General features: G+C 62.3%; 13 protein-coding genes and 1 pseudogene. 10 read left to right on the forward strand and 4 right to left on the reverse strand.

Annotation, left to right across the window (positions count from 1 at the left end; all coding sequences use genetic code 11):
• Positions 1–10 precede the first annotated feature (10 nt).
• From GNH96_RS09145 to GNH96_RS09165, 7 genes and pseudogenes are all read left to right on the forward strand, one after another.
• Entirely contained in the window at positions 11–1,765 is a 1,755-nt protein-coding gene (locus GNH96_RS09145; protein ID WP_169603393.1) for a tetratricopeptide repeat protein, read from the forward strand.
• On the forward strand, positions 1,755–2,477 hold the full coding sequence (locus tag GNH96_RS16045; protein WP_228719784.1) for a hypothetical protein: 723 nt from the start codon (positions 1,755–1,757) through the stop codon (positions 2,475–2,477). The genes GNH96_RS09145 and GNH96_RS16045 overlap by 11 nt, the downstream gene beginning before the upstream one ends.
• Positions 2,477–3,373 carry a class I SAM-dependent methyltransferase gene (locus tag GNH96_RS16050; protein ID WP_228719785.1) on the forward strand — a complete coding sequence of 299 codons (897 nt, stop codon included), beginning with the start codon at positions 2,477–2,479 and terminating at the stop codon, positions 3,371–3,373. The genes GNH96_RS16045 and GNH96_RS16050 overlap by 1 nt, the downstream gene beginning before the upstream one ends.
• Positions 3,374–3,705: 332 nt before the next feature.
• Positions 3,706–4,404 carry a glycosyltransferase family protein gene (locus tag GNH96_RS09155; RefSeq protein WP_169603394.1) on the forward strand — a complete coding sequence of 233 codons (699 nt, stop codon included), beginning with the start codon at positions 3,706–3,708 and terminating at the stop codon, positions 4,402–4,404.
• A 176-nt stretch (positions 4,405–4,580) separates the two neighbouring features.
• Positions 4,581–5,144 (forward strand): annotated as a pseudogene (locus GNH96_RS16345) (tetratricopeptide repeat protein); the annotation flags it as partial.
• A 489-nt stretch (positions 5,145–5,633) separates the two neighbouring features.
• Positions 5,634–7,808 carry a tetratricopeptide repeat protein gene (locus tag GNH96_RS16060; protein ID WP_228719787.1) on the forward strand — a complete coding sequence of 725 codons (2,175 nt, stop codon included), beginning with the start codon at positions 5,634–5,636 and terminating at the stop codon, positions 7,806–7,808.
• A gap of 109 nt (positions 7,809–7,917) precedes the next feature.
• Positions 7,918–8,331 carry a pilin gene (locus tag GNH96_RS09165; RefSeq protein ID WP_169603396.1) on the forward strand — a complete coding sequence of 138 codons (414 nt, stop codon included), beginning with the start codon at positions 7,918–7,920 and terminating at the stop codon, positions 8,329–8,331.
• 50 nt (positions 8,332–8,381) lie between these two features.
• Here the strand turns inward: GNH96_RS09165 and GNH96_RS09170 are convergent, their stop codons facing one another.
• From GNH96_RS09170 to soxC, 4 genes are all read right to left on the reverse strand, one after another.
• Complete coding sequence (locus GNH96_RS09170; protein WP_228719788.1) at positions 8,382–10,418, reverse strand: O-linked N-acetylglucosamine transferase, SPINDLY family protein; 2,037 nt, start codon at positions 10,416–10,418, stop codon at positions 8,382–8,384.
• A 223-nt stretch (positions 10,419–10,641) separates the two neighbouring features.
• Entirely contained in the window at positions 10,642–12,336 is a 1,695-nt protein-coding gene (locus tag GNH96_RS09175) for an MFS transporter (protein ID WP_169603397.1), read from the reverse strand.
• Positions 12,337–12,355: 19 nt separating this feature from the next.
• Positions 12,356–12,892 carry a c-type cytochrome gene (locus GNH96_RS09180; protein WP_228719789.1) on the reverse strand — a complete coding sequence of 179 codons (537 nt, stop codon included), beginning with the start codon at positions 12,890–12,892 and terminating at the stop codon, positions 12,356–12,358.
• A complete protein-coding gene (soxC, locus tag GNH96_RS09185; RefSeq protein WP_169603398.1) occupies positions 12,879–14,141 on the reverse strand; it encodes a sulfite dehydrogenase in 1,263 nt (420 codons plus the stop codon). Before soxC ends, GNH96_RS09180 begins: the two co-directional genes overlap by 14 nt.
• Positions 14,142–14,509: 368 nt before the next feature.
• On the opposite strand from soxC, the gene GNH96_RS09190 reads away from it, so the two are divergent.
• Genes GNH96_RS09190 through GNH96_RS09200 form a run of 3 tightly spaced genes read left to right on the forward strand, consistent with a single transcriptional unit; the run spans position 14,510 to position 17,600 of the window.
• Positions 14,510–15,412, forward strand: a complete 903-nt coding sequence (locus GNH96_RS09190) for a hypothetical protein (RefSeq protein ID WP_169603399.1) — start codon at positions 14,510–14,512, stop codon at positions 15,410–15,412.
• Positions 15,409–16,122, forward strand: coding sequence for a rhomboid family intramembrane serine protease (locus GNH96_RS09195; protein WP_169603400.1), 714 nt, complete (start codon positions 15,409–15,411; stop codon positions 16,120–16,122). The genes GNH96_RS09190 and GNH96_RS09195 overlap by 4 nt, the downstream gene beginning before the upstream one ends.
• Positions 16,119–17,600 (forward strand): FAD-linked oxidase C-terminal domain-containing protein, encoded by a 1,482-nt coding sequence (locus tag GNH96_RS09200; protein WP_169603401.1) that lies wholly within the window; start codon positions 16,119–16,121, stop codon positions 17,598–17,600. The genes GNH96_RS09195 and GNH96_RS09200 overlap by 4 nt, the downstream gene beginning before the upstream one ends.
• The last annotated feature ends 4 nt before the right edge of the window (positions 17,601–17,604 follow it).

Below are 17,604 nucleotides of genomic sequence, written 5' to 3' on the forward strand. Positions count from 1 at the left end.
GCCCAAACGTATGCTTGCTCGGGTCTTCAAGCGGGCGGTGGGTGTGTTGGCGGATCGCGGCAACCGCGGAGATTTCGGCGTTTCCAGCCGCTTGGCGGAAGCACGCGAACTTGCGGCGGCGGGCGATGCGGAAGGCGCGGAACGCGCTTTCGCCTCCATCCTCCAGCTCGTTCCGGAATCACCCGAAGCCCTGCATGGCCTCGGGCGGTTGCAGGGCGTGCGCGGCGAACTGGAGCTCGCCGGCCAGAATCTGGCGAAAGCGGTGCGGCTCAGACCCGATTTTGCGGAAGCCTGGGTCGATCTCGGCAACGTTCACCACATGTCCGACAGGCTGGGGGAGGCGGTATCGGCCTATCGGCAAGCCTTGGCCGCGGACGAAACGAGCGCCTTGGCCTGGTGCAACCTCGGTATGTGCCAGCAAAAGCGCTCCGAGCTGGCGGACGCTTCCGAAAGCTTCCGCCGGGCGCTCGATCTGAATCCCCGGTTCGGTGTGGCGCTACGGCATTGGGTGGGCATCCAGACAAAACTGGATTGGCCGGAAGGCGCGCCGGAGCTTCTGGAGCGCTGGGCGGCGAGGGCGCCGGACCACGCCGAAGCGCACGCCGCACTGGGTTTCATGTCGCTCAAGCACCGCTTCCGGCCCGATGAGGCGCTCGTGCATTTCGACCGCGCGCTGGCGTTGGGGTTGAGCAATGCCGAACTGCACGGCAATCGCGGCATCGCCCTGCAGGACCTCGGCCGCATCGATGAAGCGCTGGCCAGCTACGACGAGGCCTTGTATCTGGAGCCGGAAAACCGCGCGGTGCGTTTTCACCGCGCCCTTGCCCGGCTGCTGGTTCATGATTTCGAAAACGCCTGGCCGGACTACGAACTCCGCCTGCTCGGTGAGGATACCCCACGGCGCGCGTTCCCGTTCCCACCTTGGGACGGTTCGGACCTGAGCGGCAGGACCATCCTGGTTTATGCCGAGCAGGGCCTGGGCGATGAAATCATGTTTGCTTCCTGCCTGCCCGACGTCATCGCCCGGGCCGGTCACTGCGTCATCGAATGCCACGAGAAACTGGCGCCGATCTTCCGGCGCTCATTCCCGACGGCCACCGTGCATGGCGGCAGCCAGCACGACGGACTGACCGGGCCGTCCCGGCTGCCGCCGATCGATTGCCGTGTCCCGATCGGCAGCCTGCCTCTGCATTTCCGCCGGCGATTGGAGGATTTCCCGCATCACGGCGGCTACCTCAAGGCGGATGAAGCGCGCGTGTCACACTGGCGCCGTTCGTTGGCTGCGCTCGGCCCCGGCTTGAAGGTCGGCATCGCCTGGCGGGGCGGTACCCGGCAGACCCGTCAGAGCCACCGTTCCATTCCTTTGGAAGCGCTGGCGCCGGTGCTCGAAGTTGCCGGAGCGCATTTCGTCAGCCTGCAATACGACGAATGCCGGGATGAGCTTACAGCCCTCGAGGCGGCCCGCGGATTGACCGTCCATCATTTCCCTGCGGCCATCGCCGATTACGACGAAACGGCCGCGCTTTTCGGTGCGCTCGATCTGGTCATCAGCGTCTGCACGGCGGCGGTTCACCTGGGCGGCGCGCTGGGACGGCCGGTGTGGGTCATGGCGCCGGCCGGGCCGGAGTGGCGGTATGGAATCGGCGAAGGCGCCATGCCTTGGTATCCAACCTGCCGAGTCCTGAGACAGGCAGTGCCGTTTGCTTGGGAGGAAGTCATTCTTCGCGTGAGGCATGAGTTGAGCGCGCATCTCGATGAAAATTAGCTGGATCACCTTCGCCAGCCTCCGGACGGGAAATGGCGAAATCACATCGGACATGGCCAGCGCGCGCTATCGCATGCTCTTGCCGGGCAGGTATCTGCGGCGTCGGGGACATGCGGTGGCGTTTCACAGCGTCGGTCTGGAGGTGGGCTGGGATGCCTATCCCCGTGATTCGCTGGATGCCGACGTCGTCATTTTCTCCAAGAGCTTCAACCGGGCGAACGAGGGCGCGGCCTCTTTGGCCAGAACGCAAGGTGCGAAAGTCATATTCGACGTCAGCGACAATCATTTCATCAATCCCGAACTCAGTGCCCATTACCATGCGATGGCGGCCCTGGCGGATCAAGTGACCGTACCGACCGCGGCGATGGGCAGAGCGGTTTCGGAGCACACCGGCATCATCCCTGCCGTCATTCCCGATCCGGTGGAAGGGCAGAGAAAACCCCCTTCCGCCATGAAGGCCGTCAGGCGCCGACGCTTCGGTTTGTTTCCCCTCCCTCGGGAGGCCGTGCGCCTGCTCTGGTTCGGGCATCCGTCCAGCATGCCCGCTCTGCTGGGGGTGATTCCCTCGCTCGTGGCGTTGGCGAAGGACCATCCGGTAGAGCTGGATATCGTCACATCGAGAAATCCCTTGTTGGAAGGTCTGCTATCGAAACATGCGATGGAGGGCGGCAACAACTTTCGTCTCGCGTTCTCCGAGTGGTCCCCCAGGTGATGGAAAATGCTCTGGAACGCTGCGACCTGGTGATCATCCCCGGCGATCCCGCCGGAGGCAGGGAATCCGTCAAAAGCCACAACAGGCTGACCGAAACGCTTTGGGCCGGGAAATACGCCGTCGCCCATCCGCTGCCGGCCTACCAGGATTTCATCGACTGGGCCTGGATCAGCGAAGATCTGGTGACGGGTATCAAGTGGGCATTGACGCATCCGGATATGGTGTCGAGCCAGGTGGCACAGGCCCAGGCGTTCATAAAAGATCATTTTTCCCCCGAAAAGATCGGGGCTCGCTGGCTGGAGGTCATTTCCGATACGCCTTACGGCACCTCTCACAAAAAGGCCACGATAGGCGCTGGGCCGGTCGCCGATTCGCTTCGTTTGAATCTCGGTTGCGGGGACAAAATACTTCCCGGTTATGTGAACGTCGACGTAGCTCCCGGCCGTGCTGGAAAAGTGCCGGACATCATCAGCGATCTTCGTGCCCTGCCGTTTGATGGCGACTCGGTGGACGAAATCCTTTCCGTCCATGTCATCGAGCATTTCTGGCGATGGGAGGTCCAGGACGTACTGCGGGAGTGGATCAGGGTTCTGAAATCCGGCGGCAGAATGATTCTGGAGTGTCCGAATCTGATCGCCGCATGCCAGGAAATCATCAGGAACCCGGCCTGCGCCAACGGGGAAGGAAGGGAGTGCCAACGGTCGATGTGGGTGCTTTACGGCGATCCCTCCTGGCGTGATCCGCTGATGGTCCACCGCTGGGGTTACACGCCCGAGAGTCTTGCGGAAATCATGCGGCAATCCGGGTTGATCAACGTGCGTCAGGAGCCCGCCCAATTCAAATTGAAAGAGCCCAGGGATATGAGGATGGTTGGCATGAAGCCACACCGTTCTTGATCTCGGCCGCCGGATGTCAATAAAGTAATGTCCAAATAGACGGAATGCTCCTCTGCCTAACGCAGTCGACTGAGATCGTCATCCCGGCAGGGAGTGCCGGCATTCAGGCCACAAGGACGTGTACGGCTGCCGCCATCCCTGGCTTCCGGATTCCGGCATTCCCTGCCGGAACGACGAGTTCTTCTTCACTTGACGGCCTTATCCCTAGGGGAGAGGGAAGCCGATACATGGCATGGGTTTCTTAACTCTTGGTCAGTCGTTCTTTGAGCGGAGTCGAAGCGAAAATACCCGCTTCGGCCCTTTTGGTAAAAAACACGATTCTCAAAAAGCACATGCGAGAAGTCTCCCCCCTTCGGATATTCATCGGCTACGATCCGCGCGAGGCCGCGGCCTTCAGCGTGCTGGCCCACAGCATTCACGTCAGGGCTTCACAGCCGGTCTCCATCACGCCCTTGATGCTGACCCAGCTTGGCCAAGTGTACAGGCGGGAACGCAATCCGCTTCAGTCGACGGATTTTTCGTTCAGCCGGTTCCTGGTGCCGTACCTGTCGGGATTTTCCGGATGGTCCGTTTTCATGGACTGCGACATGCTCGTCCTCGACGATGTCGCAAAGCTTTGGGCATTACGGGACGAGCGTTATGCCGTACAGGTGGTCAAGCACAACCACGTTCCCGAGGAAACGATCAAATTCCTGGACGCGGCACAGACCCGATACGAGAAAAAGAACTGGTCCAGCGTCATGCTTTTCAATAACGCGAAATGCAAGGCCTTGACGCCGGATTACGTCAATACCGCCTCGGGCCTTGAATTACACCAATTCAAATGGCTCGATGACGAAGCCTTGATAGGGGAAATACCTCATCGCTGGAACCACCTGGTGGGATATGATTCCCCGTCCCGCGACGTATCCCTCGTGCACTACACCATAGGCGGCCCCTATTTCGAGGAATACCGTGACTGTGAATATTCCGAAGAATGGCGCGCCGAGCTCGCCGGCATGGCGCGGGTCGACCAGAGACAGAGCCGCTGACGACGGCTCCCGGTTCAGCGCGGAATTCGACCATGCTGCTGCGGTTACTCAAGGATCTTTGCTTCGCGGACGGAGCGAAGGGGGCGCATGAAGCGGGAGCCGGCGCATTTCCCCTCCCTGGCGTGCGCCCTTCCCCTGTCGGTGGGGAGGAATCCACCGATTCCGACGAAGCGGCGATGGCGCAGCTTTATCAGCAAGCCGAGAAAGGCTTGGCGGAGGGCGATCTCGTCCTCGCGGAAACCTGCTGCCAAAAAATTCTGAACCTGCGGCCGGAGGCGGCTCTTGCCTATCTTCATCTCGCCAGGGTCAGGCTCGCTCAAGGGCGCTTGCCGGAGGCCTCGGAATGCCTGAACCGGGCAGAAAGCACCCCGGGCCTCGACTTGAAAACCCACAACCGTATCGGGATCGTCTGGCTGGATCTGGACGACTGCGCAAGGGCGGAGACCCGCTTCCGTTCGATACTGGCCGCGGACGGCACGCACGCCTATGCCTGGTGCAATCTGGGAATCGCCTTGCAGCGGAAAGGCGACCTGGAAGAAGCCCTCACCTGTTTCCGGCGGGCCCTGAAACTCAAGCCCGACTTCGCGGACGCCATGCATAATGGCGGACTCCTGTTGAGAGATTTGGGAAGACCGGGCGAGGCGTTGGCGATGCTTGAACGCGCCGTATCGCTGAAACCCGGGTTCGCACTGGCTCATGCCAATATCGGCGTCCTGCATCAGGACCTCGGTGACATCGTCCAGGCGTTGGCAGACTTCGATCGGGCATTGGAACTGGAGCCCGAATCCGGTGATATTCATTTGACCAAAGCTCACCTGCTGCTTTCGTCCGGACGTTTCCGCGAAGGCTGGGAGGAACAGGAATACCGGCGGCTGGCGCCGGAGTTTCCGCGTGACCGGTTCCCGTTTCCCGAATGGCAGGGAGAGGACCTCACCGGAAGAAACCTGCTGGTCTACGCCGAACAGGGAATCGGCGATGAAATCATGCTGGCCGGTTGTTTTCCCGATCTGTTCGCGAAGGGAGGCCGTTGGGTGATCGAATGCGACCCCCGGCTCGAAAGCCTGTATCGGCGTTCTTTTCCACAAGCCGAATTTGCCGGAAAAAGGTTCAAGAAGCCGGATACCTGGCTGGAGGCATTCCGTCCCATCGACCTGCAAATACCGGTCGGCAGCCTTCCACGCTTTTTCCGCAACGAGGAGGCGGATTTCCCTCGACATTCCGGATATCTGGTGGCCGATCCCCAGCGTATCGGGCGCTGGAAAGAGCGGCTCGCCGCGCTCGGGCCGGGACTGAAAATCGGGTTGTCGTGGCGGGGCGGGACCAGCCGGACGAACGCCTACCTGCGCTCCATACCTTTGGAAAACTGGTTGCCGCTGCTCAGCCAGTCCAACGCCCATTTCGTGAATCTTCAATACACCGATTGCCGGACCGAGCTGGATTCGCTGCATGCACGGCATGGCATCCGGATCCATTCCTGGCGGGAAATGGAAACTGACTACGAGGAAACGGCGGCCTTGGTCGCCAGCCTGGACCTGGTCATAAGCGTCTGCACCGCCGTCGTGCATCTGGCCGGCGCGCTGGGCGTGCCGGTCTGGGTCCTGGTGCCGAATTCGCCGGGCTGGCGATACATGCGTGATCGGGATCATTTGCCGTGGTATCCATCGGCGAGGTTGTTTCGGCAGGCGGTGCCGAGGGATTGGGCCCCCGTCCTTCGGCGGGTCGCCGCCGAATTCCTGCATTTGGCAAACGACAGGGGGCCCTTCAACGAGGGTGTTGGGCCGCGAATCCAGGCGTCGTCACCCGCCGTAGCCGTGAGTAAAGCCGAGAAGTTCTACCATCAAGGTCTGGTGGAGAAATCCAACAAGAACATCGAATCGGCGATTTCATGCCTGGAGCGCGCCATTGACGTCGATCCTGAGTATGTCCCGGCGTACAGCATGCTGGGTACCCTTTACTTCGAGCGGGGAGAAATCACCGAAGCGGACTATTGTTTCCACATGGGCTTGCGATATGCGCCCGGTTCGGGGGAACTCCTGCTTGGTTTGGCCAGGAACTGCGTGAGTCGAGGGGAGCGTCGGGAGGCGATCCCTCTCCTCGAAGATGCCGGAGCCGGCAATTGGGATTCCGCGGATTTTCTTTCCCGGTTGGCGCTGTATTGGGGCGAACTGGATGAAACCGACCGGGCGGTTGATATCTGGAATCGAGTCTTGGAAATACGTCCAGCGGATGCGTCCGCCTACAACAATCTCGGTTTGCAGTGGCTTTTTGGCAAAGGAGATGCCGAATACGCGAGGCGGTGCTTTGAGAACGCCCTGGCGCTCAAGCCGGAACTGGCTGAAGCCCGTTTCAACCTGTATACCGCTCTTATGTACTTGGGCCGGACAGAGGAAGCAGTTGCCGGATTCGACCAGATGGCTGAAGGCGATTATCAACAGTCCTCCAGATTCCATCGTGCCGTTGCCCTGTTGAAAAAGGGCCGTTTTGGGATGGGCTGGTCGGATTACGGTTCTCGATGGGGTTATCGGGGCGCACCGCACAGGCCCTCCCATTTTCCAGATTGGCAAGGAGATTCCTGTCGCGACCAGACGCTTCTGGTGTTCGGCGAACAAGGTCTGGGGGATGAGATCATGTTTGCCTCTTGCCTCCCTGATCTGAGGGCCCGAGTGGAGGGACGGATCCTGTTGCGGTGCAACGACCGCTTGAAAAGTCTGTTCAAACGCTCCTTTCCCGGATTTGACGTCGTGGAGGCGCCCGTTGGAAACGGGGGGCGGCAGGATACGGCAGACGGTCATCGCATCGACTGGCAGGTGGCGATCGGCGATCTGCCCGGTTTCTTCCGTAAGGACGAGGCATCATTTCCCCACCATGCGGGTTATCTCCGCCCCGCGCCGGAACGTGTGGCTTACTGGCGAGCGCGCTTGAGCGCGCTCGGCGAAGGACCGAAGATCGGCATCTCGTGGCAGGGCGGACAGGCCAAGACGCGGCGGCAACTCCGGTCCATTCCCCTTTCCCAATGGCTTTCCATTTTGACGATGGAGGGCGCCCATTTCGTCAGCCTGCAATACACCGATTGCCGTGACGAGCTTCAAGCTTTGACCGAACGGCACGGGATTATCGTCCATCATTGGCAGGACGCGATTGACGACTACGACGAGACGGCGGCTCTGGTTTCGGCCTTGGACCAGGTTGTCACGGTATGTACTTCGATCGTCCATCTGGCGGGGGCTCTAGGTCGGCCTGCCTGGGTGCTTGTACCGACCATCCCCGAATGGCGATATCTCGATTCCGGAGCGTCCATGCCGTGGTACCCTTCCGTACGGCTCTTCCGCCAGCGTCGGCCAGGGGCATGGCGGGAGGTGGTGGAAGAGATCGGGCATAGTCTGAGAAGCATCCCTCGCCCGTAGCCTTGGAACCCGCGACCACGACCTTTCGGTAAGGCCGTGCGTCTGCTATGTTTATGCAAGTGACGCAAGTCACATTCACCCGCAAACAGGACGATAAAAAGGAGATGATATGAAAGCGGTACAAAGAGGTTTCACACTGATCGAACTCATGATCGTGGTGGCGATCATCGGCATCCTCGCTGCGGTTGCCTTGCCGGCTTACCAGGACTATTCGGTTCGGGCCAAGGTTTCCGAGCTAATCCTTGCGGCATCCAAATATCGAACGGATATCACTGAAAAATGCCAGCTTGCCACTAGTTGCGACGCCGCAGGCACAAGTTTGACGGTTACGTTCGGAGGAAAGATTACCGGTGGCAGTGTGGCAGATAACGGTGTGGTGACGATCGCTGGGAGCACCGCAACGGACAGCGTAGGGGCTAATGTAACCATCGTGCTGACGCCGAGCTGGAATTCGACTCTCGGAACCGCCGTTTGGAGCTGCACGGGGACTCCTGCCAGATATGTTCCTGGCTCTTGTCGCTAACGGACAACAATCCATTAGGTCTAGAGGCGCCCCTTTTTGGGGCGCTTTTTTTACGCGGCCCCTGGATTTTCCATACACCAGGTTTTCCAGAAGAACCGATACGTTCGTTCCAGTTCGCCAGCAAACCCGCGGTGGTCGATCAAGGGAGACCGGAGAAACCGCGGTCTCAGGTCCGATCTCCATCGTTCGAGTTTCGTCCAATCATTGCCGAGGCCAAGCGCGATGGAGACGTAGTCGGTTTTCGTTCTGGCGACCAGATCCGGCAGTTCCAGATTCATCAACATGGCGAGCGTCTGGCGGCCCACCAGCCGCTGCTGTTCCAGTGTGACGACCGGCACCCCCATCCACAAGGCGTCGAAACTGGTCAATCCGCCGCAATAGGGGAAGGGATCGAGCGCGATGTCGATTTCGCGGTAGGTCTGCGCGAACTTTTCCAGTGGCATCGCGGGCCGAAGATCAAGCCGATACGGGTCCATCCCCCGCTCGACACAAAGAGCGCGAAATCTCTCGAGGTTGAGCTTGTCGCACAGCGCGACTGTTTGAATAAGCAAGCGGCTGGTGGGCGACGCCGCCAAAATTTCTGCCCAGAGGTCGAGTACTTGGGTGTTGATCTTTGCCAGATTGTTGAGACAGCCGAAGGTGATGTAACCGTTCCGCCTGGCCGGCAATGCCCCTACCTCCGGCATGTCGGGATAGGGGTGGTAATAGAGACGGGTATGCGGCATGCGGTGCAGCCGCTCGGAGAAATACTGTTTCTGATCCGGCGGTGATGAATACGGATCGGTGATGAACCAGTCCATCGTGGCCAGCCCTGTGGTATCGAAATAGCCGAGCCAACTCACCTGCACCGGCGCTGGCTTTCGGGCGAGTACCAGAGGTCTGGTATTGGACGTGTGGCCGGATAGGTCGACGAGAATATCGATGCGGTCTTGCCGTATGATGTCGGCGATTTCATCGTCGGAAGCGCCATGAAGATGGCGCCAGTCATCCGAAAGCGCGGCAATCCTGCGGCTCATGTCGTCTTCCTTTTTTCCGATGTGATAACAAACGACCGAAAACCGGTCACGACTCCGGTGTTCGAGCATGGGCAGGAAATGGTGGCCGACGACATGCTGTCTAAGGTCCGGCGAGAGATAGCCTATCTTGAGCGGACGCTCTGGATCACGTTCATTCGCAAATTTCGGGTTGAGCGGATAATGGGGTGATGCCAGTTGCTTCTCCCAGTTTCGCACTTCGGCTTCGTGCCTATCTGGTGTCAGATCCGGATCGTAATTCAGGCCGGCGAGCAACGCCGAAAATGCATGGAACTTGTCCGGTGCCGCCTTCACGCATAATCGATAGTGTTGCCTGGCTTCATCGGCTAAACCGAGCCGAATTTGGCAACGGGCGAGATTGTTACGTATCCCGACATGTTCGGGGTCGAGCTCGAGCAGCGCCTGGTACTGCGCGATGGCCTCGCTGAACCGGTTTCGGTGTTCCAGCGCCCTCGCCAGAATGACCCCCGCGGCATGACGTTCATAGCCCGACTTGGGTTTTGATTCGAGCAGCGCGATTGCCCTGTCCACCATTCCCGGTTCGTTTCGCATCGTTCCCGCTCCAACCAGGGCGGAGGCGAATGCGAGGCTGATGTCGCGTTCCTGCCTGATTTCCAACACCCGTTCGAATGCGGATACGGCTTCCGGATGACGCCCCGCTTCTATCAAAGCGAGCCCCAGGTTGATCCAGGCGTCCGCCCTTTCTGGATCCAGTTTCGTCGAATTTTGAAGCGCTTCAATTCCTGCTTCGGTGGCGCCGGACGCCAGAAGTGCATTGCCCAGATTGAAATGAAAAAGGCCATTGTCGGGGGCATGGCGGATCGCACTGGAAATGAGCTCCACCGCCCGATGCTGGTCACCTCTGCGGTGAGCAATGAAGCCTGCCAGGTGTAATGCCTCCGCATTCGCCGGATAGCGACCAAGGACTGAATTAACGATATCTTCTGCCGCATCGAGCTTCTCCGAGTTGATCAAATCGCTTGCAATGGCGATTTTTCGCCCATGCCGGAGGTCGAGCGAGATGTTAGCCGTTAATCGTCGCAACATTCCCATTATATGGCTTTCCCAAACATCCCAGGGTAATCTAATCCTGTTTGAAAATTTCAGTGATATCAAAAGAGGAGCCTGTCTTTGCCTTCGCATCCTGATATGACAATAACATTCTGGCCCCTTCGTTTTTGAAACGTGGAAGATTTCGCATTCTTCCGCTGGCCGGTATCTCCCATCGCCTTTGGCGTTCGAGCGCCTGTCCTCGCGACGGGCGCGAGAGCGTTCTTTAGTCTCGGGCCTCCTGCTTTGCCAGCCGAGGCACATGGCGCTGTACCAGATAGATCGTGGTCAGCGGCAGGATCAGGCCGAGCAGGGCGACGGTGATGTAGAGTTCGCCGAGTTGGCTGTAGTCCGCGGGTATTTTGACGGCGCCGGTCACGCTGTCCTTCACTTCCCGAGTCACCGTGAAGATCTGGTTCAGGTATTTGGTGCCGAGCTGCGAGAGCGAGAGCGCCAGATTGGTGAATGCGGCCATGACGGCGAAGTAGGTGGCCTTGAGCGCCGACGGGGCGGAGCGGGCGATCCAGGTCAGCATGGGGATCATGGCGATCTGGCCGAGAGGCGATTCCAGCGCGGTGTCGATCAGGGCGATGGCGCGGGCGTCGATGAGGCCGTGGGTGAGTTTGGCGGTCCAGTGGTGGAAGCCATAGAACATGGCGATGTTCGGCAGGTACAGTACGGCGCCGGCGACGGTGAGCGCGCCGAACACGTAGATCACCGAGCGCTCGGCCATGAAGCGGCGGAAGATGAACATGCCGAACAGCGCAAGAGCACTGGCGAGCAGGGACAGCTTGGAGAGGAACTGCTGGTCGAAGCCGAGTTCGTCGATCATCCACCAGGTGGAGCCGGCGCCGCTGGTGGGGATGGCGCGGAACACGAAGATCACCGCAGCCGTGCCGAGGAGTTCGAGTCGGGCATCGGGCGACAGGTCTTCGGTGAGCTGCCGCATCAGGAACAGAACGATGCCCATCGAGCCGGCGAAAACGATCTCGGCGCTGAATTGGAAATCGGCCAGGCCCATGACGACCGAAAACGCGAGGAAAGCGAGGCTGCCGCCGAGTATCCACCCGTTCACCTCGGGGGTTTCCATTTGCGTGGCCTGGAGCCGTTGGATGGCGTCCGTTTCGAAACCCTGGGCGGCGAGGCGCCTGGCCTCCCTGTGCTTGAGCATCTCGGAGAGCCAGACGCCCCCGATGGAAACCACGGGGATGATCAGGGCCAGTCGGTAGATTTCGAGGTAGATCTCCTTCTTCTGCGCCAGGCTCATGCCTTCGACGCCGCTGAACATGAGCACGTTGACGGCGGCGACCAGCAGAGTGCCGCTGATGATGGCAACGCGGCCCAGGGTCTGCATGGTGGTGTGGGCGAGCTTGAGCTGCTCCGCCGGCACGGGGTGGCCTGCCTCGTCGACGCGGGGCACGGCTTCCACGGTCATGGCATCGGCCACCGTGTCCTGGATGACGTAGCCCATCGGGGCCAGCAGGACGGACAGCACGTACCAGCTTTCGGGCGACATGATTTCGCGCATCGCCGCCGGCTTGGCCAGCAGTCCGATCATGATGATGAGGCTCAGGGCGACGAGTCCCGCGCCAAGGTAGATCAGACGGCCCTTGTGGCGCCAGAGCAGGTCCACGAGGTGCCCCATGGGCATCTTCATCGCCCAGGGCAGCATGGCCCAGAAGCCGAGCGCGGCCAGGAATTCTGCGGACAGGCCCAAATATTCCTTGACGAAGAAGGTGCCGACGATGCCGGTGAGCCCGGAGATGCCGGCGGCCAGATAGACCATGAGCGGCGGCAGGTAGCTGAGCCGCACCTCCCGGCCGAGTTCGAGGATGTTGGCGTCGAGCCATTGCCGTACCAGGCCGGCGTGGGTGGCGATGGATTCGCGGTCGTGGGGGGATTGGTCTTCCGGGAACTGCATGGTCGTTTGGATAAAGAGTTCAGCGGGGTTGCCGTTCGGGGTAAACCCAGACGAAGCCGGCGGCATTCGGCATGCGGATTTTCGGCAGCGTCGCCGCGTCGAGCCGGTCGTGTTCGCCGATGATGCCGTTGGCGTGGAGGAGGTAGGCCGTGACGGCATAGACCTCGTCGTTGCCTAACGAGCGCGGGGCGTCCAGCGGCATGGCGCGGCGGATGAAATCGAAGACCGTGCTGGCATAGGGCCAGTAAGTGCCGATGGTCTTGTCGGGTTCGGCGCTGGTCAGGGGATTGCGGCCTCCGGCCAGCTCCTCGGCGCTGCCGCCGCTGCCGTTGGGGCCGTGGCAGGCGGCGCACTTGGCGTCGTAAACGGCCTTGCCTTCGACTGCCGTGCCCTGGCCGGGCGGAAGTCCGGTGCCGTCGGGGAAGACGGTGATGTCCAGGGCGGAGATCGCGGCCGCTTCCAGGGGTTGTCCCAGGCGCGGGCCTTCGGGGGCGGCGTGTGCCGGGGCGTTGGCGACAGCGAGAAGCAGGGTGAGGGTCAGGTCACGCATGGACATGGCTGACGCTCCCGTCGGCGGCGACGGCCCAGGACACGATCGCGTTGTAATGGAAATAGCCGTGGCGGCCGCGTTCGGCGACCAGGATCTGGCGTTCGGGCTGGACGTAGCCGGTTTCGTCGGTGGCCCGGCTCTTGAGGATGGCGGGAGAACCGTCCCAGCGCCAGGACAGGCGGAAGCGGGTGAAGCACTTGGGCAGCACGGGCGAGTCGAGCGCCGCGTCCTGCCAGGTCTTGCCGCCATCAGTCGAGACTTCCACCCGCCGGATCGCGCCCCGGCCGCTCCAGGCCAGCCCGGAGATCGGGTGCAGGCCGGGGCCGGGCAGGGCCTGGCCGGCGGAGGGGCGGGTGATCAGCGATTTGGCTTCCATGACGAAGCTGAACTGCCGGGCCTGGCCGGAGGGCAGCAGTTCGGTGTACTTGGCGGTTTCGTTGCGCGCCATCGCCGGCTGATCGGCGAGCTGCAATCGGTGCAGCCATTTGACGTTGGTGACGCCTTCCCAGCCGGGCAGGACCAGCCGCAGCGGATAGCCGTTCTCGGGCCGCAGCCGCTCGCCGTTCTGGTACAGGGCGAGCAGGGCATCGTCCAGCGCCTTGTCCAGCGGGATGCTGACGTTCATCGCCGCGGCGTCGGCGCCTTCGGCGATCAGCCATTGGGCGTTCGGCTGCAGGCCGCACTCCGCCAGCACGGTGGCCAGCGGAACCCCGGTCCATTCGCTGCAGGACGCCAGTCCGTGGATGTTGCCCGCGGGCGCCTGCATCGGCTCCTGGTGCCAGCCGGCATTGCTGTTGCCGCCGCATTCGATGAAACACAGGCGCGAGGTCATCGGGTAGCGCAGCAGGTCGTCGATGCCGAAGCTCAAGGCCTTGCCGACCCGTCCATGCACCGCGAGCCGATGTACGGCGGGATCGATCTGCGGCACGCCGTTGTGGTGGCGCTCGAAATGCAGGCCGCTGGGGGTGACGATGCCTTCCAGCCGCTCCAGCGGTGTCCAGGAAATCCCGTTCCCCGGCGCATCGGCATTGGCCGCGATCCAGCGGATGACGGCGCGCTCGTGCGGCGAGGGCTGGCCGTAGTTGGAAAGCGGAGCACCGGGCCGGGTCATCCAGGGCGGGGGAGGCACCGCCTGGGCGGTGCCGGCCAGCGCGGCGCCGGTGACGGCCAGGCCGGCTTTCAGGAAGCGGCGGCGCTCCGGTTCGGTGCCAGCGGTTTCGGACGGAGGGGTGCGGGGTTCGATGTAGGGCTTCATGTCGGGTTTTTCGTTATCTAAGGGCCGGCGCACGTGGGTTCCATTTCAGCCGCATCCGGCGGAACCCGAAAAGACGGTTTCGCCCTACCTACGATGAGGACCTCCTGAGCCCGCAGGATGAAGGCGCCGAGTTTGGCTTCCGATGGCGTTTCTTTATGCCGGGGGGTGCGCTTGCGCCGGTCGGTTTCCGAACGAATGTGTGGGTATCCCATGTCATGGTGGCCATTTCCGTACCTCAGCATCCTTCTACAGTCTTACAAAATTCCGACTTCGGCGCCACAGCGTAGGATATCCCACTCGGCCCAGGGTTTTTATTGCCCGCCGCCTAAGTTAATTTAAGCCCATCACAACGAAACGGAGGTCTGGGTATGCGTGAGGTCATGCGGGATTTTGCCGGGCTGATCATGCGGGGGACGGGCTTTGCCTTCCTCATCGCGGGCCTGTTGGGCATGCTGTCGCTGTATTTTCTCCCGGCCGCATCGTTCAGCGCGGCGGCTGTCGGCCTGGTCGCCCTGCGTCTGGGAACGGCCAGGGGCGTTTTTCTGGCGCTGGCGATCGCGGTGCCGGTGGCGGCCTGCGGCTACCTGTTTCCGCCGCGGCCGGGTCTGGAGCTTCCCCTGCTGGTCCTGCTTTGCCCGCTGGTGCTCGGCGCGGCCGCCCTGCTGCTTCGGGGCGGCAAACAGGGCCCTGCGCTGCTGTTCATCGGCGCGGTGTGCATGGCCGGCGTCATCGCCATAGAACTGATTTCGGGCGATGCCACGGCATTCTGGCGGAGCTGGCTGCAACATGCGGTGAAGGGAGTCAGGGGCGCGACCGTTCAAGGATTCGAAGAGAACGGCACGCTGGTGCTGATGAACGGCCTCATGGCTTTCCTGATCGGCGGCACTGCCTTTCTGACGCTGCTGCTGGCGCGCTGGTGGCAATCCCTGCTGTACAACCCGGACCAGTTCGGGCCGGAGTTCCAGCGGCTTCGACTGCCCCGCCCGGCCCTGGCGGCGGCCGTGGCGCTGGTCGTCATCGCCCATTTCTGGCGCCCGGCGCTTCAGATGCATCTTCTGCTGGTGGGCATCATGGTGTACGCATTCCAGGGTTTGGCCGTGGTGCACGGCGTGGTGGCTCAGCGCGGGATCGGCTGGATCGGCTGGCTGCCGCCGTATCTCGCCTTGGTGTTCGTACCGCAGTTCGGCACCGTCGGATTGGCGGCGCTGGGTGCCGTCGATGCGCTGGCGAATTTCCGGCGCCTGCCCGCGGCGAAGAGCCGGACGCCGTGATTCCTTACCGCGACACCATCCCCTGCCGCCACACGCCCTGGGTAACCTGGAGCCTGATGGCGTTCAACCTCGCGGTCCATCTTTACACGCAGTGGCTGCCGCCCAGGGCGCTGCAGGCGCTGTTCACCCTGCACGGCCTGGTGCCGGCGCGGTATGGACTGCCGGAATGGGCTGGGACGGTGGGGTTCCCGCCCGATGTCTATAGTCCTTTCGTCACCAGCATGTTCCTGCACGGAAGCTGGTTTCATCTGGTCGGCAACATGTGGCTGCTGTGGATTTTCGGCGACAACATCGAGGACCGCATGGGCGTGGTGCGGTTCCTGTTCTTCTATCTGTTCTGCGGCGTGGTGGCTGCGGGACTCCAGGTTTATTTCAGCCCTCAGTCGACGGTGCCCACCGTGGGGGCGTCCGGCGCCATCGCCGGAGTCATGGGGGCCTATTTTTTTCTATACCCTTACGCCCGTCTGGTGATCTGGGTGTTCTTCCTGCCGCTGTTCGTCACGGTACCAGCCATCGCCTTCCTCGGGGCCTGGGTGATCTACCAGTTGTTCAAGGCGACCAGCGGCTTCGGCAGCCATGCGCCTTACGCTGACGTGGCGTGGTGGGGGCATCTCGGCGGGTTCATTACCGGAGCGCTCCTGCACCGCCTGTTTCTGCTGCCGGAGCGCGAGCCTCCCGAAGAGACCGGCTTGCGCCGGGTACGTCCATGAGCCCGGAACGGTGCACGCGCGGCGAGGACCGGGAAGCCTTCCTTCTTGAGCTGCGGCGCATCCTTCCGGCGGAAGCCCTGTTGAGCGACGCGGAGGATCTCAGGCCGTTCGAATGCGATGCGCTTTCCGCCTACACCGTCTTGCCCTGGATCGCGGTGTTGCCGGCTACGGTCGGGCAGGTCCAGGCGGTGCTGCGTCTGTGCCATTCGCATGGCGTGCCGGTCGTGGCGCGGGGGGCCGGTACCGGCCTGTCCGGCGGCGCCTTGCCGGTGGCCGACGGCGTGCTGCTGAGCCTGGCGAAGTTCAACCGCATCCTGGAGGTGGACCCCGCCAACCGCATGGCCCGCGTGCAGCCCGGCGTTCGCAACCTGGCCATTTCGGAGGCGGCGGCGCGGTTCGGCCTGTATTACGCCCCGGACCCGTCCTCCCAGGTCGCCTGCACCATCGGCGGCAATGTGGCGGAGAACTCCGGCGGGGTGCATTGCCTGAAATACGGCCTGACGGTGCACAACGTGCTGCAGGTCACCTTGCTGACCATCGAAGGCGATCTGCTGACGCTGGGGTCGCTGGGGCTGGACGGTCCGGGCTACGACCTGCTGGCCGTGGTGAACGGCTCCGAAGGCCTGCTGGGCGTGATCGTCGAAGTGGTCGTCAAGCTGCTGCCGCTGCCGGAGACGGCCCGGACGCTGCTGGCCGCTTTCGACGGCATCGAAGCGGCGGGTGACGCCGTGGCCGGAGTGATCGGCGCGGGTTTGTTGCCGGCCGGCCTGGAAATGATGGACAAGCTCACCCTCCGAGCGACCGAAGAGTTCGTCCATGCCGGCTATCCGGTGGATGCGGCGGCCATCGTGCTGTGCGAGATGGACGGCATGGCCGAGCAAGTCGAGGCCGAGATCGCCCGTGCCCGCCAGGTGCTGGCGGCGCATGGCGCGCTGGAAGTGCGCGAATCGCGCGACGAAGCCGAGCGCCGGAAATTCTGGGCCGGACGCAAGGCCGCCTTCCCGGCGGTCGGGCGGATCGCCGCGGACTATTACTGCATCGACGGCACGATCCCGCGGAAACGGCTGGCGCAAGTGCTGGGACGAATCGGTGAATTGTCGGAGCAGTATGGGCTGGCCGTGGGCAACGTGTTCCACGCCGGCGACGGCAATCTGCATCCTTTGATCCTCTACGATGCCTCGCTTCCCGGTGAGCTGGAGCGCGCCGAGGCGCTGGGGGAAGACATCCTCACCTTCTGCGTCGAGGTCGGCGGAACGGTGACCGGCGAACATGGGGTCGGCGTCGAGAAGCTCAACCCGATGTGCGTCCAGTTCAGCGCGCCGGCGCTGCGGCAGTTCCACGCGCTGAAGGAAGCGTTCGATGACAAGGGATTGCTCAATCCCGGCAAGGCGGTGCCGACGCTCGCGCGTTGCGCCGAATTCGGCCATGTCCACGTGCACGGCGGAAGGCTCCGCCATTCCGAGCTGGAGCGCTTCTGAGTCG

Source organism: Methylococcus geothermalis, assembly GCF_012769535.1.
Lineage (GTDB): Bacteria > Pseudomonadota > Gammaproteobacteria > Methylococcales > Methylococcaceae > Methylococcus > Methylococcus geothermalis.

Bases quoted from the DNA above. Each gene is read 5' to 3' on its own strand.
- GNH96_RS09200 (WP_169603401.1), top strand. From the start codon at position 16,119: ATGAGCCCGGAACGGTGCACGCGCGGCGAGGACCGGGAAGCCTTCCTT.
- GNH96_RS09155 (WP_169603394.1), top strand. From the start codon at position 3,706: ATGCGAGAAGTCTCCCCCCTTCGGATATTCATCGGCTACGATCCGCGC.
- GNH96_RS16045 (WP_228719784.1), top strand. From the start codon at position 1,755: ATGAAAATTAGCTGGATCACCTTCGCCAGCCTCCGGACGGGAAATGGC.
- GNH96_RS09175 (WP_169603397.1), bottom strand. From the start codon at position 12,336: ATGCAGTTCCCGGAAGACCAATCCCCCCACGACCGCGAATCCATCGCC.
- GNH96_RS16050 (WP_228719785.1), top strand. From the start codon at position 2,477: ATGGAAAATGCTCTGGAACGCTGCGACCTGGTGATCATCCCCGGCGAT.
- GNH96_RS09180 (WP_228719789.1), bottom strand. From the start codon at position 12,892: ATGTCCATGCGTGACCTGACCCTCACCCTGCTTCTCGCTGTCGCCAAC.
- GNH96_RS09145 (WP_169603393.1), top strand. From the start codon at position 11: ATGCTTGCTCGGGTCTTCAAGCGGGCGGTGGGTGTGTTGGCGGATCGC.
- GNH96_RS09165 (WP_169603396.1), top strand. From the start codon at position 7,918: ATGAAAGCGGTACAAAGAGGTTTCACACTGATCGAACTCATGATCGTG.
- GNH96_RS09170 (WP_228719788.1), bottom strand. From the start codon at position 10,418: ATGGGAATGTTGCGACGATTAACGGCTAACATCTCGCTCGACCTCCGG.
- GNH96_RS09190 (WP_169603399.1), top strand. From the start codon at position 14,510: ATGCGTGAGGTCATGCGGGATTTTGCCGGGCTGATCATGCGGGGGACG.
- soxC (WP_169603398.1), bottom strand. From the start codon at position 14,141: ATGAAGCCCTACATCGAACCCCGCACCCCTCCGTCCGAAACCGCTGGC.